This is a genomic window from Mycobacterium sp. IDUB_37 (assembly GCF_055419245.1).
In genome coordinates, this window is the sequence record NZ_JBVAXG010000004.1 from 519,190 (window position 1) to 534,102 (window position 14,913).

Here is a 14,913-nt window from a genome sequence, read left to right on the forward strand (position 1 = left end):
GCGTGAAGGATCGTCCATGAGTGACCACCGACTTGCCGCGCGATTGGCCACCGAGGCGGGCCAGCTGTTGCTCGCCGTCCGTGAGGAATTCGCCGGCGCCGATGCGAGCGATCGGAAAGCGGCGGGGGACAGGCGATCCCACGAATTCCTGATGGAGGCGCTGGCGAGAGAGCGCCCGGATGACGCGGTGTTGTCCGAGGAGGGCGCCGACGATCCGGTGCGGCTTCGGTCCGAGCGCGTCTGGATCGTCGATCCGGTCGACGGGACGCGCGAGTTCTCCGAATTCGGGCGCGACGACTGGGCAGTGCACGTTGCGCTCTGGCAGGCCGGCGAACTGGTAGCGGGAGCGGTAGCGCTGCCTGCGCAGGGAGTCACCCTGGCGACTCCCGAGGTCAACCCTCCGGGTCCCGCACCGCAGCAGCCGCGCATCGTCGTGTCCCGTACCCGGCCTCCCGCCATCGCTCTGGCTGTCCGCGAAGCGCTGGACGGAGTGCTGGTGGAGATGGGTTCGGCCGGGGCGAAGGTCGCCTCGATCGTGCAGGGCCGCTCTGATGTCTACGTGCACGCCGGAGGGCAGTTCGAGTGGGACTCCGCCGCGCCGGTTGCGGTGGCGCGAGCCGCAGGCCTGCACACGTCTCGCATCGACGGTTCGCCGCTCGTCTACAACCAGCCGGACCCGAAGCTGCCGGACGTGGTGGTGTGCCGCCCGGAACTCGCCGACGCGGTGCTGGCCGTCACCCGGCAGTCCTAACCGTCTGTTCGGATCACCTGGGTGCGCAACGCGTCCCCCAGCGTCCAGATCGCTACACCGAGCAACACAACATCTTTCAGAAGGAACTGGCCCGGCAGTGCTGTTAGAACGGGCATGCCCGCGGCTGACGTGGCAATGACTCCGGGAGTGGTGAACAGAAAGCTGACCGTTCCCACGAACAGGACGATGCCGAGTGCGCTACCGACCGCCGACACCCGGGGCCACAACGGTCGCAGCGCAATCAACAGAGCCGCAACGATTTCCGTCGTTCCCAGGGCGCGCGCAACGGTCGTCACACTGAGGTAGTCGTAAATCCAGCTCATCAAGGGACTGTTCTCGATGAGGACGCGGGACTCCATCTTCGTGTACTTGCCGAAACCAATCCAAGCCAGGACGACTACCAGCCCGTACCGGCAGACCAGCTCACCGAGGTGCGTGATTCCGCCGGCGCCGAATCGGGGTCGTTTCAACTGTGGTTTATGTGACACATTCAGCTGATACGAGGTAACCCGCCGCCGGGTTCAATCTAAGTCATGTCGGCATCGCGGAGCGCTCGGCCCATGCGCGAGATGGCGTCGGTCAGAATCGCTTGAGAGGTGGCGAAGTTGATGCGCGCGTGACCGGTCCCGCCGCTGCCGAAGACATGGCCGGAACTGAGCGCCACCCGGGCATGGTCGCGAAACCAGCGGGCCGGTCCGGACAGATCGGAAACCACCTTGATGCCTTCGGCGTCCTCGTCGGCGAAACCGAGTTGGCGGCAGTCGAGCCACGCCAAATAGGTGCCCTGCGGTCGTAGGAGTTGGACTCCCGGTAGGTGTTCCGCGACGAGATCGTTTAGCAGGGTGCGATTTTCGTCCAATCCGCGCAGCAGCGCGTCGAGCCAGTCGCCGCCAGCCTCGAACGCGGCGGTATGCGCGATGAGGCCCAGATGGCTGGCCCCGTGGCCGACTTCCTCGGGCATCCGGCGAAGTTCGGCGGCCGATTCAGGTCCGGCGATGGCCAGCGCCGCTTTGATGCCGGCAAGATTCCAGGCCTTCGACGCGGACGTCAGCGCGAGGGCATTCTCGGCGCCGGGCACGCTGAGGTAAGGAGTGAAGTGCGAACCGGCCAAGATGAGTGGGGCGTGGATTTCGTCTGACACCACCCGGATGCCGAACTGGCGGGCGCGTTCGGCGACGCCGCCCAGTTCGTCGGCGGTGTGTACCGCACCAGTCGGGTTGTGCGGATTGCACAGTAAGTACGCGACTTTGCCGTTCGCACCTGCGGCTTTGCGTGCGCCTGCGAAGGCATTCTCCAACGCGTCCAAGTCAATTCGGCCATCAGAGCCCAGTGGCGCCTCGACCACGCGGCGGCCGTCATGCGAAACGAAAGCGTAAAAAGGTGCATAGACAGGCGAATTGACGATCACGGCGTCACCACGCTCGGTGACCAGACGCAACATCTCGACGGCGCCCAGCATCACGTCCGGAACAACCCGGGTTCGACCGATCGACAGGCCGTCCCACTGCCAACGCCGCGCGGCGAATTCCTTGACGGCCGTCGCATACCCTTTCCCGTGCGGATATCCGGTGTCGCCGGCGTCGACGGCCCGGTGGATCGCCTCGGCTACGGGCGGTGCGAGGTTGACGTCCATCTCGGCGACCCACAGCGGGAGTACGTCGGCAGCGTGTGCGCGCCACTTCATGCTGGTGCGACGGCGCAATTGGTCGAGCGTCAACTCCTCGAGTGGGTTAGGCGTCACTCATGCAGAGTAAGCGGGCCTCACCCGGTGACGAACGCGTGCTTGGGGATTGTCAGCGGCAGGTCCACCGAACTGAGCAGACCTGGTTGTGCGGCAACGACATACGGTACGGCGTTGACCACGCGCATCGCGGTGGCCACCATGGCACCGGCACCTGAGGTCATGCTTCCGATTCCCGCTCGGGCCGGATCGCGGAGTGTGGCCGCCATCGAGCAGTCGATGTCGGGGTCGCCGGTGATCACCACCCGGTAGGACAGGTCGCCGATGCCGGTCGGCCAGTCGGGTGCGACGTCGTGCGCCAGTCGGGTGACGTGCTCGATCACAATGGCTTCGCGGCCATCGACCACGCCGATCGCCTGCATCCGCAGCGCACCGGCGGTCCCGGCCTCGACAGTGCCCATCGCAACTTCCAGGGTCCGATTGGTGGGGGCACGATCGAACGACTCGCGTACCTCTTGCACCTCGACACCGAGCGCGTCCGCGATCAACCGGATCTGGCCCTGCCATTCACCGGCGATCGCGCCGGGAAAGCCGATCCACGGCTCGTAGTCCATCGGCCGGCCGAACCCGAGCGCGTCGCTCATGATGTCGGGGACGCCGTAGTCGTCGTAAAGGCCCATCTCGAACGAATGGATCTTTTCGATCGACGACGACTGCGTGGTGAGCACCAACGGGAGGTAGTCGGCGGCGAAACCGGGTTCGATTCCCGACGCATACAACGACACCTGGCCCTGTTTGGTCGCCGCGACCAGTTGGTCACGCCACTCGGCCGGCTCATAGGCGTGCGGATTGACCAGCCGCGTGGTGCTCGTGGTGACGACGTTGATGCCGGCTTCGAGCAACTTGACGTAGTCGGGGATGGCCAGCGCGTCGCGTTCGGGACCACTGGCGGCGTAGATCACGCAGTCGGGTTTCAGAGCGATCAGCGCGTCGGCGTCGTTCGTGGCCTCAAGTCCGATCGGCTCGCCGTTGGCGAGTTCGCCCACGTCCTTGCCGACTTTGTCGTCGGAATGAACCCACACCCCAACCAGCTCCAGATTGGGACGGCGGTGGATCGCACGGATGGCGATCGATCCGATGCCACCTGTCGCCCAGACCACTACTCGGTGATTGGCCATCGCTGGCCTCCTTGGCGGCTCGAGAAAACCGAATGTTTGATCCGGAAGCTAACAGCCACGAGTCGGACGGGTCAAGCATCGGCCCGCATCTGCGTCCCGTAGATAGAACAAACGTTAGGTTATGGTGCAGTGGTGTTCACGTTGAGGTTCGACATGCGAGCACCCGATTGGGCAGCGCCGGCCACCGACCTCTACCCCGCCGCCGCGACTCAGTAAAAGGAGGCACCCATGCGGGTCGTTGTATGGTCCACCGGGGGAGTCGGCTCCCACGCGATCGATGCCATCCGGCGCAGGCCCGATATGGAACTCGTTGGCGTATGGGTGCATTCGCCCGACAAAGTGGGCAAGGACGCCGGCGAGCTTGGCGGCGGCACGTCGCTGGGATTGGCCGCCACCGGCGACGCTGATGCATTGATCGCGCTGAAACCCGACTGTGTGGTGTACGCCGCCAGCGGCCCCGAACGCGACGGCGCCGCAGTGCCCGACTACCTCCGACTGCTGTCGGCCGGCATCAATGTCGTATCGACGACGTCAACCAGTTTGGTTTATCCGCCTTCGTATTTCGCGACGGAGTGGCGCGCCCAACTCGCGGCGGCGGCCCAGTCCGGTGGGGCGTCGTTCTACGTGTCAGGCATCTTTCCCGGGTTCGCGTCCGATCAGTTGGCGCTGCTCATGACGACACAGTCCAAGAGCATCCGCAGCATCACGGTCAGCGAGGTGGCCCTCAACGACCACTATCCGGTGGCCGACGTGATGATGAACGGCATGGGCTTCGGGCGCCCACTGGACTTCGAACCCATGCTCAAGACGCCCGGGTTCATCGAAATGGCTTGGAAAGCACCGCTGCATCTGATCGCAAGTGGTCTCGGCGTCGAGGTGGAGCAGATACACGGCACCTTGGACCGAGAGTTGACCGACCGGGACATCGAGGTGGCTTTCGGCACCATCCCGGCCGGCACCTGCGGCGCCGTGCGCACCCGGGCCGCCGGGGTAGTCAACGGCCGCGAAGCCATCGTGATCGAGCACGTCATCCGGATGGCACGAGACGTCGCACCCGACTGGCCCACCTCAGACTGCGACGCGACCTACCGGGTGGACATCGAGGGCGATCCCGACATTCACTGTGCCCTCACCCTCGGCGCGGCCGAGGGCCACGGCGCCGGCCACGCGGCGATGGCCGCCACCGCTATGCGGGTGGTCAACGCCATCCCTTACGTCGTCGACGCTGAACCCGGGCTGCTCAGCTCGCTGGATATGCCGACTACGTTGCCGCGGTACGTGTTTGACTGACGCTGACCAGACGTAAAATCCCCTTGGAACGCGCGCTCCAAGGGGATTTTACGTCTGCTCGCGGGGATCAGGCGAGTTGTACCCGCCCGGTGATCAGGTCCATGATCGCCTTGCCAGGAGCGTATGACCCGGTGATCGACGCCATTGCGTGCCCCTGGTCGACGTTCAGCGTGATGCCGTTGACGGATGCCGAGGCGGCGCTGTTGAGCATGATCATTGCCTTGCCGATGTCCTCGGGCGTCAGCGTCGCGGTGCCCGTGTCGTCGCGGTAGTCCTGGGCGAAGGTCAGCCACAGGTCGGCGTTGGCGCGGGCCAGGGGAGTGTCGGTCGGGCCGGGACAGACCGCGTTGATCCGTACGCCCTTCTTCTGGAAGTGGTACCCCTGCCAGGCGACGTAACCGTTGATCGCCTTCTTGCTGAAGCCGTAGTGGATGATGCCCTGCGGCTCCCGCTCCTGGCACCAGTCGTGGGCCGCCTTGTAGTCGGGCGTGTTCAGGAAGTCCTGAACCAGTTCCAGGTCGTTCTCCCAACCCATTCCGGCTACCGACGAGATGAAGCAGATCGCCGCGCCCCGCTGCAGCAGATCCTTATCGAACAGCCGCTCGATCAGGTGGCGGTGCCCGATGAAGTTGACGCGCATCAGTTTCGGGCCGTCGGCGACACCGGCGGCGGAGAACAGCGAGTGGACCTGTCCGTCGAGTTCGTCGACCGCCCGGTCGATCGAATCCTGGTCGCTGAGGTCCAGCGAGATCACCTTGTCCACGTCGAAGTCCACCGGCGCGAAGTCCATCACGGTGACGTGTGCGCCGAGAGATTTGGCAATCTGCGCCGCGGCCGCGCCCATACCGGTCGCGCCACCGACGACTAGAACTCGCTTGCCTTCATAGCCCAATAAGTCTGACGCCGCTGTCATTTCTTACCCCTTTTTCCTGGTAATTCATCAACCGACGTTACAGTATCTGGACCAGATGTAAGTTTCAAACCCTGTTGAGACAGGCACCGGACCCGGTGGTTGACCTCGATTGCAAGTCCCACGTAGCGTACGTGAGACAAATATTAGGTTTGCTAGGAGTGGCCGTGTACACGCTGCGGTTCGACATGCGGGCTCCGGCCTTCGGGGCCGATTCGACGGCGTTGTATGCCGCGGCGCCAGAGATGTGCGCATGGGGTGAGAGCCACGGCTGCCTCGCCGCGGTGTTGTGTGAGCACCACGGGTCTGCCGACGGTTACCTGCCGTCACCACTGCTCTTGGGCTCGGCGGTGGCAGCGCGCACCGATCACCTGGCGCTGAGTCTGATCCTGATCCTGCCGTTCTACGACACGGTGCGACTAGCCGAGGACATGGCGGTCCTCGACATTCTCAGCGCTGGGCGAACGTCCTACATCCTGGCGTTGGGGTACCGGCCCGAGGAGTACGAAATCTTCGGCCTGGACTTGGGCGACCGCGGCCGGATAGCTGATGCGAAGCTGGGTTTGCTGCGCCGGTTGCTTGCCGGCGAGAAGGTCGTCGAAGAGGGACGCCGGATCTTCGTCACGCCGCAACCACTTACCAAGGGTGGTCCGGCGATGATGTGGGGCGGCGGCAGTCTCGCGGCGGCGCGGCGGGCCGGACGCTACGGCTTGGGCATGCTGGCGAACGCCAACATCCCTGGCATGCGCGAGGCCTATGAGGAGTCATCGCGCAAGCACGGTTATGAACCGGGAATGGCGTTCTTTCCCGACCGCAGCACACCGTCGGTCACCTTTGTCGCCGACGACCTGGACCAGGCCTGGTCTGAGCTGGGGGAGCACCTGCTGCATGACGCGCGCACGTATGCCGAGTGGAATCCCGGCAATGAGACCTCCGCCGGGTTCTCGCACGTCAGCACAGTTGACGAGCTGCGCGAGACCGGGAAGTCGCACGTGATCATCACGGTAGAAGACGCGATTTCGCGGGTGCGCGCCGGGAAGATGTTGACGTTGTCGCCGTTGTGCGGCGGCGTGCCACCGGATGTGGCATGGCCCTATCTCAAGCGGGTGGGCGAAGTCGTGTTGCCCGAGGCCGCCCGCCCGATATCTGCGGAGTCTGCATGACACTTGCTGAGATCTACTACGACCCTTTCGATTTCGACATCGACGACGATCCGTATCCCGTCTGGAAGCGGATGCGCGACGAAGTTCCGTTGTACTACAACGAGAAATACAAGTTCTTCGCGCTGAGCCGGTATGAGGATGTGGCGCCGGAGCTGACGAACTGGGAGACCTACCGGTCTGGCCGCGGCACCACCATGGACATCATCATGAGCGGTGTTCAGGTGCCGCCCGGCGTGATCCTGTTCGAGGACCCGCCCTTGCATGATCTGCATCGTCGTTTGCTGTCAAGGGTTTTCACCCCGCGACGGATGGAGGCGATCGAGCCGCTGACCCGCGATTTCTGCGTACGCGCGCTGGACCCGCTGGTGGGGTCGGGGAGCTTCGACTTCATTGAGAATCTGGGGTCGATGATCCCGATGCGCACCATCGGATATCTGCTGGGCATTCCCGAAGAGAATCAGGCAGATATCCGCGACCGCGGAGGTCAGGCAATCAATCTGCGGGAGGGCACATTTAGGGCGATCGACGGGGATCTGTTTGCGCAGAGCTATGAGATGTTCTCCGAGTACATCGATTGGCGCCAGGAGCATCCCTCCGACGATCTGATGACGCAATTACTCAACGCTGAGATCGAGGAGAACGGCGTCACCCGCAAGCTCGAACGGACCGAGGTGCTGATGTACACCAGCATGATCGCCGGCGCCGGCAATGAGACGACGACCAGGCTAATCGGTTTCATCGGGCAACTACTTGCCGAGCATCCCGACCAGCGTCGCGAGATCGTGGCGAATCCAGCCTTGATCCCGACGGCGATCGAGGAGGTCTTGCGTTACGAGGCTCCCTCGCCGGTGCAGGCCCGCTACGTCGCGCGTGGCGTCTCCTGCCACGGCACGGACATTCCCGAAGGGTCGATCATGTTGTTGCTCAACGGATCAGCCAATCGCGACGAGCGGAAGTTCGCCGACGGGGAGCGATTTGATATTCATCGCGTCGGCGGGCATCTGAGCTTCGGTCACGGACTGCACTTCTGCCTGGGCTCGGCTCTGGCGCGGATGCAGGCGCGGGTGGCGTTGGAGGAAGTGCTCAAGCGCTGGCCGGAGTGGGACATCGACTACGACAACGCGGTGAAGGCGCACACCAGCAGCGTGCGGGGATGGTCGAAACTGCCCGTCGTTACTGCGTAAGCTACCGACGCCATTCACATCTGTCACAGCTGTCACTGGAAGAAGAGTGGCAATCGATCGTGAAATGCGCTATCGCCGGTGATATCACGCCGTGAGACCCTCGACGCAGCTATCGCCGGTGATATCGCATTCTTGAATCGTGTGGTGCCCGGTTTGCCGATACACACGTGACGCGTGTGATTTCAGCGCATCAAAAGCCAGTGCGACTCAACCGGAGCGCACCACCCCGCGCAGCATGGTGTCGCGGATGTGCACGTGCGCCGCGCGAGTGCCCAACTGCTGCAGGATGCTCGACGGGATCCATTTCAGCAAAATCACGCAACGCGCCAGCGTCTCCAACGAGGTGTCATAGCTCTTGATCTCATCGGCCTTGATCCCCGCTGCGAGAAGCGATTTGATCTGACGTAACCGCTTCGGAAACTGCAGGCTCGGATTGGGAGTGTCGGGGGGAATCTGTCGCATCCACGCGAGTTGGATCCGGAACTCATCGCCGAATCGGTCCAGCGCGGTGGTGTCGATCCAGCTCAGCGCATCCAGCTTCTCGACAGAAGACGCGCCGGACCGGAGGACGTATTTGGAACCGGTGTCCACCTTCTCGCCAAAGGAATTCATGATCGAGGCCAGTAGGGCATCCTTCGAACCGATCAGACGAAACAAGGTGCCATGCCCGAGTCCAGCGGCCGCCGCGATGTCGCGGACGGATGTGCTTTCGTAGCCGCGACGGCCGAACTCGACGCGCGCCACCGCGCGGATATGCGCCGCCCGGTCCTCGGCCTCGCCGTCGTCGCGCCATTCCTGGATGCCCCTGTTGGCGGCGACGAAGGCCGCCGATCCGTCCAGTTCGGCATCACTGAGAGGCTGAACGCTCAAGCCTTCCAGCATGATTCGGCACAACAACCTGGCCAGCTGATCGGGCGCGACGGTCCGTCGCACGGCGTCCAGACCGATGTAGAGCATCGTCTGGCAGATCCGATCGGCCAGCACGTGCAGGTCTACCTCAGGTCGGAGGTAACCACTCCACCGCGCGGCCCGCAGTGTTTGGTACATGGCTTCCAAAATCGCGGTCGGCCGCCGCCCGGCCCATTCCACCAGGTCGGCGTTGGTGCTCGGCACCTCGTAGAGCGAGATTTGGATAGCGGCACGATGCGTCACCGCGCACGTCGCGATCGCGTCGCCCAACTCGGCGATGCGATCGAATCCGGGCTGCGAGTCGGGGTGATCGAGCGTGTCCAGAGCATGTTCGGCGACACCGTCCAGGCCGGCGTGGTAGCGCCGCAGCAGCTCGGCCAGCAGCGCTTCCTTCGACGCGAAGTGGTGATAAAGGCTGCCCGTCTGAATGCCTGCAGCCGCGGCGATCTCATGCATGGACGTCCGCAGCCCGGATGTGGCGATCAGTGACGCCGCGATCTCGAGCACCTCACCACGGCGGGTGCTGTCGTCGAGTGTGGTGCTACCCGAAGTGCGCTTTGGCGTCACTGGCGACCATCCTGACCGAAAGTTAGGTTGGAGCTTACCGATACCCGCTGACCTGGGTGCGTAGCGCGTGGTGACTCGCCGAACAAACGTTAGGTAGCACGAGGTCACGCGTGGTACGGATGCGCAGCCCACTTAGCTGGACGCGACGAGCCTATTAGTTAGGCTGGACTAAGTGCATCCCCAGGCAGGGGAGACAGGAACCGGGGTATGCAAGGCGTTTTTATCGGCACCTTTTTGATCGGCCTGCGGGAGGGCCTGGAGGCGACGCTGATCGTCAGCATCGTCGCGGCGTTCCTCAAGCGCAATGGTCGATCAACCAGGCCGATGTTTGCCGGTGTGTTCCTGGCTGTGCTGATCAGCATCGCGGTGGGTGTCGGCTTGAACGCGCTGTCCGCGACCTTGCCGCAGCGGCAGCAAGAGATGATGGAAACGGTCATCGGCGCTATTGCCGTCGTCTTCGTGACCTCGATGATCATCTGGATGAACCGCAATGCCGGGCGGCTCAAGGGCGAACTCGAACGGGAAGCGGAACAGGCCATCAGCCGCGGTGGTTCGCTGGCTCTGGTGGTCATGGCCTTTCTCGCGGTGCTCAAAGAAGGCTTCGAGACGGCGGTGTTTCTGCTGGCCGCCGCTCAGACCACGCAAGGGAGTCGCTGGTTCGCCGTTCTCGGCGGGGCGGCCGGCATCGCGGTGTCGATCGCGATCGGCGTCGGCTTGTACTTCGGCGGCCTCAAACTCAACTTGGCCCGCTTCTTCCGCGTCACCGGCGTGTTCCTGGTGCTGATCGCCGCCGGACTGGTGCTGACCGCGCTGCGCACCGCGCATGAAGCCGGCTGGGTGACGATCGGCCAACACCAGGTCATTGATCTGGCGTCTTGGATTCCCGGACGGTCGGTGCGCGGCGCGCTCGTCACCGGACTTTTCGGGATACCCACCGACCCTCGACTCATCGAAGTGCTCGGCTGGTTGCTCTACGCGGTGCCGGTGCTGGTCGTCTTCCTGTGGCCCGCTCGGCTCGCCAGCGCGCCGCAATCGAGGCGATGGCTGCTGGCAGCGACCGCGGCAGCGCTGCTCATCGGGGCCTCGCTGCTGGCGATCGCGGCCCCGGCCGGGGTTTCGACGTCGGACCCTCAAGATCGCGCCGTAACCGATCGACTCGGGCGCGCAGCCACCATCTCGCTGTCCACCACGCCGGCCGGGCGGGCGCTGTCAATTACTGACGGCGGCATCGTGGTGCTTGCCGCAGCCGGTGACGATTCGGTCGACGGAGTCTCGGTCCGCGTGTGGCAGGCGACGCTACCGGCGTCCGGTGACTTCGCGCCAACGGTCACGCTGGCCGAACTGGCGGAGCTGACCGGTGGCCGGCTGCCGGTGGGTATTTCGGCCGCGCGTACCCCGGGTCCGTTTCAGGCGCAATGGTCCGCAAACACCGTCTACACCGTTCGCGCGCAGGACAATTCCGTGGTGACCGCGCAGGCGGCGAGCAATCGCACGGCAGTGCTCAACGGCGGTGGTCTCACCGCTCCCAAAACGGTCAGCCTGGGCGGTCTGCCCACAGACTGGTCCACAATTGACGACCAATCGGTGGCAGCACAGCTCAACACCGACGCGCAGCAGCGCGCCGAGCGGCAGTTGTGGCAAGTTTGGCTTCCGTTGGTATTGGCTGTCTTTGCGTTGAGTTGTGTGATTGCCGCGATGCGCGCCGGCCGGTCCACGTCGGTAAGAGAGAGGGGGCGAGCGACGAATGCCGAAGTCAGCCAACCGGTCGTGTAGTTGTTGGACGACAGTTGCCGTCGCCGCATTAGCGGTCAGCGCATGCAGCCATGCGAGTACCGACTCGCCGGCGGCCGGCGGCTCCAATGCCGTCTCGGTGACAATGAGCAACGAGGGTGGAAAAGATCGCTGCATGCTGAACACCACGACGGTGCCGGCCGGGCCGGTGACCTTCACGGTGTCCAACGCCAGCGCGCCCGGGATCACTGAGGTGGAGTTGCTCCAGGATCAACGCATCATCGGCGAGAAGGAAAACCTCGCGCCGGGACTGGACCCGGTGAGATTCACCGTCACTCTGGACGGTGGTTCCTATCAGGTCTACTGCCCAGGCGCGGACGTCGAATACCAAACACTGACGGTGAGCGGACGCGCACCGGCACCGGCCACCGGTACCGTGGCAACTATTTTGGGCCAGGGCACCAAGGACTACGCGGCGTACATCGTCAAGCAGATCAGCCAGCTCAATGACGCCGTGAAGGCACTCGACGCGGCCGTGCAATCCGGCAACGTCGAGGGGGCGAAAGCGGCGTACGCCAAGGCACGGCCGTTCTACGAACGCGCGGAGTCCAGCGTCGAGGGATTCGTCTTGCCTGGCTTCGTCGTTGGCGACAACGCCGGCAATCTCGACTACCTGATCGACATGCGCGAGTCCACCCCGGTTGACACCAAAGTCGGTTGGAAGGGCTTCCACGCCATCGAACGTAACCTGTGGCAGGGCGGCGCAATCACCCCGGAAACCAAGGACCTCAGCACCGAATTGGTCAGCAACGTCGGCAAATTGAATGACACGGTGGCCTCCCTGCAGTACCGGCCCGAAGACCTGGCCAACGGCGCCGCCGACCTCATAGAGGAAGTCCAGAACAACAAGATCACCGGCGAAGAAGAGGCTTTCAGCCACATCGACCTGGTCGACTTCGCCGGGAACGTGGAAGGTGCGCAGCAGGCATACGCGTCGCTGCGACCCGGGCTGGACAAGATCGACGGCAACCTCGTCCGGCAGATCGACCGGCAATTCAAGGACGTACTAACCACATTGGATCGCTACCGCGACGCGGGTGCACTGGGTGGCTACCGGACCTACACCCCGGCACTGCAGGCCAGTGACGCATCGAAGCTGACCGCTGTGATCCAGCCGCTGCACCAAAGCCTGTCCATGGTGGCCCAGAAAGTTGTTCAGGCGAATTGATTATGGACGATCAAACCAGCGAGCCGCCGGAACCGGCTGAGAACGAGAAGGTCTCGCGCCGACGCATTCTCGGTGGCGCCGCGTTGGCCGGCCTGGCCGGTGCCGCCGTCGGCGCCGCGGGTGGCGGATTCGCCGGTTACGCCACCGCCGAACAACAGTCCGGCGGCGACAACGACACCGTCGATCTGCGTCGTAGCTACCCGTTCTATGCAGAATCGGGTAGCGCCAAACATCCCGGCGGAATCGCCACGCCGCCACAGCGCTACTGCGTATTCATGTCGTTCTCGTTGGCCGCCGGCGCCGGACGCGCCGAACTGCAATCGTTGTTGGCCCGCTGGTCGGCGGCGGCCGCCGTTCTGCAGCAAGGCAATCCGGTCGGCGCGGTACAGCCACAGCACGATGTGCAACCGGCGGCCGACACCGGGGAGGCTTTCGGGTTGAGCCCGGCCAGCCTGACCGTGACTATCGGGCTGGGACCGTCGGTGTTCGGTGACCGCTTCGGTCTGGCGGCTAAGCGGCCAAACTTGTTCGCGGATCTGCCCGCACTCAACGGTGACAATCTTGACCCACGCCTGCATGGTGGCGACCTGTCGGTGCAGGCATGCGCCGACGACCCGCAGGTGTGCTACCACGCCACCCGCAACCTGACCCGGCTCGGCCGCAACATCGTCTCGCCGTTCTGGCAGGTGCTGGGTTTCGGCCGCGCATCGGCCGGACCCGGACAGGCCACACCCCGAAACCTGATGGGGTTCAAGGACGGAACGCGCAACGTCAGCACCGACGAGCAGTACCGCCAATTCGTGTGGGTCGACAATTCCGACCAGGCCTGGATGAACGGCGGGACCTATCAGGTCGCCCGTAAGATCCGGATGCTGCTGGAAACCTGGGACACCGACCGAATCGGCGACCAACAACAGACCTTTGGCCGTTCCAAACAGGACGGCGCGCCGTTGACCGGCAAAAGCGAATTCGACACCCCGGATTTCGGCGCCAAGAACTCCGACGGCAAACCGGTGATCGACCCGTTGTCTCACGTCGGCCTGGCCGCCAGGGAAAACAACGACGGAGTGATGATCCGCCGCCGTTCCTACAACTACACCGACGGCCTGGACACCACCGGCCAACTCAACGCCGGCCTACTGTTCCTGTCGTATCAAAACGACCTACAGAACTTCGTCCGGCTACAGAATCGCCTGGGCGCCAACGACTTACTCAACGAATACATCCGCCATATCGGGTCCGCGGTATTCGCCGTTCCGCCCGCACCCAGCCAGGGCCACTACGTCGGACAGAGTCTTTTCAGCTGAGGCGCTGCTACACCACGTTGGTTCGTTGATCCACCAGAACCGCGCCCTCGGGGCGATCCCCGAGCGTCTGTAATTGCAGGGTGATGTCTTTGCCCTGCGCGGTAAGCCGAATGATGTGGGCCAGTTCCTCGGGGGCGTCACACTGCACATAGTGATCCGCCGTCGGCACCACCCAGTAGCGGCTTCGCCCCGGCATATCCCGCAGATACGCCTGCCAGACATGGTTCGCGACCCGTAGGGGAGCGACCACGTCGTGGAGTCCCCATACCAAGGTGGCATTGACGGGAAGTTTGGAGAGTGTTTGCAGCCATTTCTTTTCATCAGCGGCGCGTTCATGCAGATATTGAATGGTGTCTGGTAGCACCCGCGTGCCGTTGTCGTAAGCGAAACACTTTGCCAGGGCGGCGATTTCGGGATCCTCGGGTCTGCGACGCGGCATGAAGGTGGTGACCCCGAGGCCGGCCGCCAGCAACTCCGGCGTCGCCTCCGCGGCGGTGGCCCGGCCGGTCTTGCTGTCGAGCAGTGCGGTCTGGAATGCGGTGAGGTTGGACAACGGCAAGTAGATGTTGGCGTTGGTAATGATGAGATCGACTGGCAGCAATGACTTCTCGGCGAGTTGGCTGAGTGCGATCATCCCGACGCTGCTGCCTCGATCGTGAGTGATCATGCGGTATTCGTTCAGCTTCCACACCTTGGAGATCGCGTAAGTCAGCAGGCGCGCGTCGTCGTACAGCGAGTAGACATAGGGCTCCGGTGGTTTGTCGGAGATGCCGTAGCCGGGAAAGTCGAGCGCGAAGATCTCGAAATCCTCGCCCAGTTCACGGGCTAACGGATAGAAGTCGACGCTGGATGTCGGAAAGCCGTGGACGCACACCAGAGCGGGTGCGCCGGGAGTGCCATACCGTCGGAGGAACACCGAGACCGCCTGGCTCTCATTGGCGTCGGTCGTTGACCTCCAGCTCAATTCCGTTCCGCCGCTGTGCCATTCGGTAAAGTAATCCACAATTCCTGCCT

At 63.9% G+C, this 14,913-nt stretch carries 13 protein-coding genes; 7 read left to right on the forward strand and 6 right to left on the reverse strand.

The window, feature by feature from the left end; translation table 11 throughout:
* Positions 1–16 precede the first annotated feature (16 nt).
* On the forward strand, positions 17–751 hold the full coding sequence (locus tag ACZY1I_RS16695) for a 3'(2'),5'-bisphosphate nucleotidase CysQ (protein ID WP_463755539.1): 735 nt from the start codon (positions 17–19) through the stop codon (positions 749–751).
* On the opposite strand, the gene ACZY1I_RS16700 is transcribed toward ACZY1I_RS16695, so the two are convergent.
* From ACZY1I_RS16700 to ACZY1I_RS16710, 3 genes are read right to left on the reverse strand one after another with little or no spacing between them, the layout of a single operon-like run.
* The gene (locus ACZY1I_RS16700) at positions 748–1,221 is read right to left on the reverse strand and encodes a DUF417 family protein (protein WP_463755540.1); all 474 of its coding nucleotides are present in this window, start codon (positions 1,219–1,221) and stop codon (positions 748–750) included. The genes ACZY1I_RS16695 and ACZY1I_RS16700 overlap by 4 nt on opposite strands.
* Positions 1,222–1,277: 56 nt before the next feature.
* Positions 1,278–2,492, reverse strand: coding sequence for a MalY/PatB family protein (locus tag ACZY1I_RS16705; RefSeq protein ID WP_463755541.1), 1,215 nt, complete (start codon positions 2,490–2,492; stop codon positions 1,278–1,280).
* Between the two features lie 20 nt (positions 2,493–2,512).
* On the reverse strand, positions 2,513–3,610 hold the full coding sequence (locus ACZY1I_RS16710) for an NAD(P)H-dependent amine dehydrogenase family protein (protein ID WP_463755542.1): 1,098 nt from the start codon (positions 3,608–3,610) through the stop codon (positions 2,513–2,515).
* A 228-nt stretch (positions 3,611–3,838) separates the two neighbouring features.
* Here ACZY1I_RS16710 and ACZY1I_RS16715 point away from each other — a divergent pair, with 228 nt between their 5' ends.
* Positions 3,839–4,900 carry an NAD(P)H-dependent amine dehydrogenase family protein gene (locus ACZY1I_RS16715; protein ID WP_463755543.1) on the forward strand — a complete coding sequence of 354 codons (1,062 nt, stop codon included), beginning with the start codon at positions 3,839–3,841 and terminating at the stop codon, positions 4,898–4,900.
* Positions 4,901–4,967: 67 nt separating this feature from the next.
* Here ACZY1I_RS16715 and ACZY1I_RS16720 read toward each other — a convergent pair whose 3' ends face one another.
* Positions 4,968–5,813 (reverse strand): SDR family oxidoreductase, encoded by an 846-nt coding sequence (locus tag ACZY1I_RS16720; RefSeq protein WP_463755544.1) that lies wholly within the window; start codon positions 5,811–5,813, stop codon positions 4,968–4,970.
* Positions 5,814–5,977: 164 nt separating this feature from the next.
* Here ACZY1I_RS16720 and ACZY1I_RS16725 point away from each other — a divergent pair, with 164 nt between their 5' ends.
* A complete protein-coding gene (locus ACZY1I_RS16725; protein ID WP_463755757.1) occupies positions 5,978–6,973 on the forward strand; it encodes an LLM class flavin-dependent oxidoreductase in 996 nt (331 codons plus the stop codon).
* Entirely contained in the window at positions 6,970–8,157 is a 1,188-nt protein-coding gene (locus ACZY1I_RS16730) for a cytochrome P450 (RefSeq protein WP_463755545.1), read from the forward strand. The genes ACZY1I_RS16725 and ACZY1I_RS16730 overlap by 4 nt, the downstream gene beginning before the upstream one ends.
* 207 nt (positions 8,158–8,364) lie before the next feature.
* On the opposite strand, the gene ACZY1I_RS16735 is transcribed toward ACZY1I_RS16730, so the two are convergent.
* A complete protein-coding gene (locus ACZY1I_RS16735; RefSeq protein WP_463755546.1) occupies positions 8,365–9,633 on the reverse strand; it encodes a TetR/AcrR family transcriptional regulator in 1,269 nt (422 codons plus the stop codon).
* Positions 9,634–9,840: 207 nt separating this feature from the next.
* Between ACZY1I_RS16735 and efeU the strand changes: the two genes are divergently transcribed.
* Genes efeU through efeB form a run of 3 tightly spaced genes read left to right on the forward strand, consistent with a single transcriptional unit; the run spans position 9,841 to position 13,899 of the window.
* Positions 9,841–11,406: an iron uptake transporter permease EfeU gene (efeU, locus tag ACZY1I_RS16740; RefSeq protein WP_463755547.1), complete on the forward strand. Its 1,566-nt coding sequence runs from the start codon at positions 9,841–9,843 to the stop codon at positions 11,404–11,406.
* Positions 11,378–12,592 carry an iron uptake system protein EfeO gene (gene efeO / locus ACZY1I_RS16745; protein ID WP_463755548.1) on the forward strand — a complete coding sequence of 405 codons (1,215 nt, stop codon included), beginning with the start codon at positions 11,378–11,380 and terminating at the stop codon, positions 12,590–12,592. The genes efeU and efeO overlap by 29 nt, the downstream gene beginning before the upstream one ends.
* A gap of 2 nt (positions 12,593–12,594) precedes the next feature.
* A complete protein-coding gene (gene efeB / locus ACZY1I_RS16750; protein WP_463755549.1) occupies positions 12,595–13,899 on the forward strand; it encodes an iron uptake transporter deferrochelatase/peroxidase subunit in 1,305 nt (434 codons plus the stop codon).
* A gap of 7 nt (positions 13,900–13,906) precedes the next feature.
* Here efeB and ACZY1I_RS16755 read toward each other — a convergent pair whose 3' ends face one another.
* On the reverse strand, positions 13,907–14,902 hold the full coding sequence (locus ACZY1I_RS16755; RefSeq protein ID WP_463755550.1) for an alpha/beta fold hydrolase: 996 nt from the start codon (positions 14,900–14,902) through the stop codon (positions 13,907–13,909).
* Positions 14,903–14,913 lie beyond the last annotated feature (11 nt).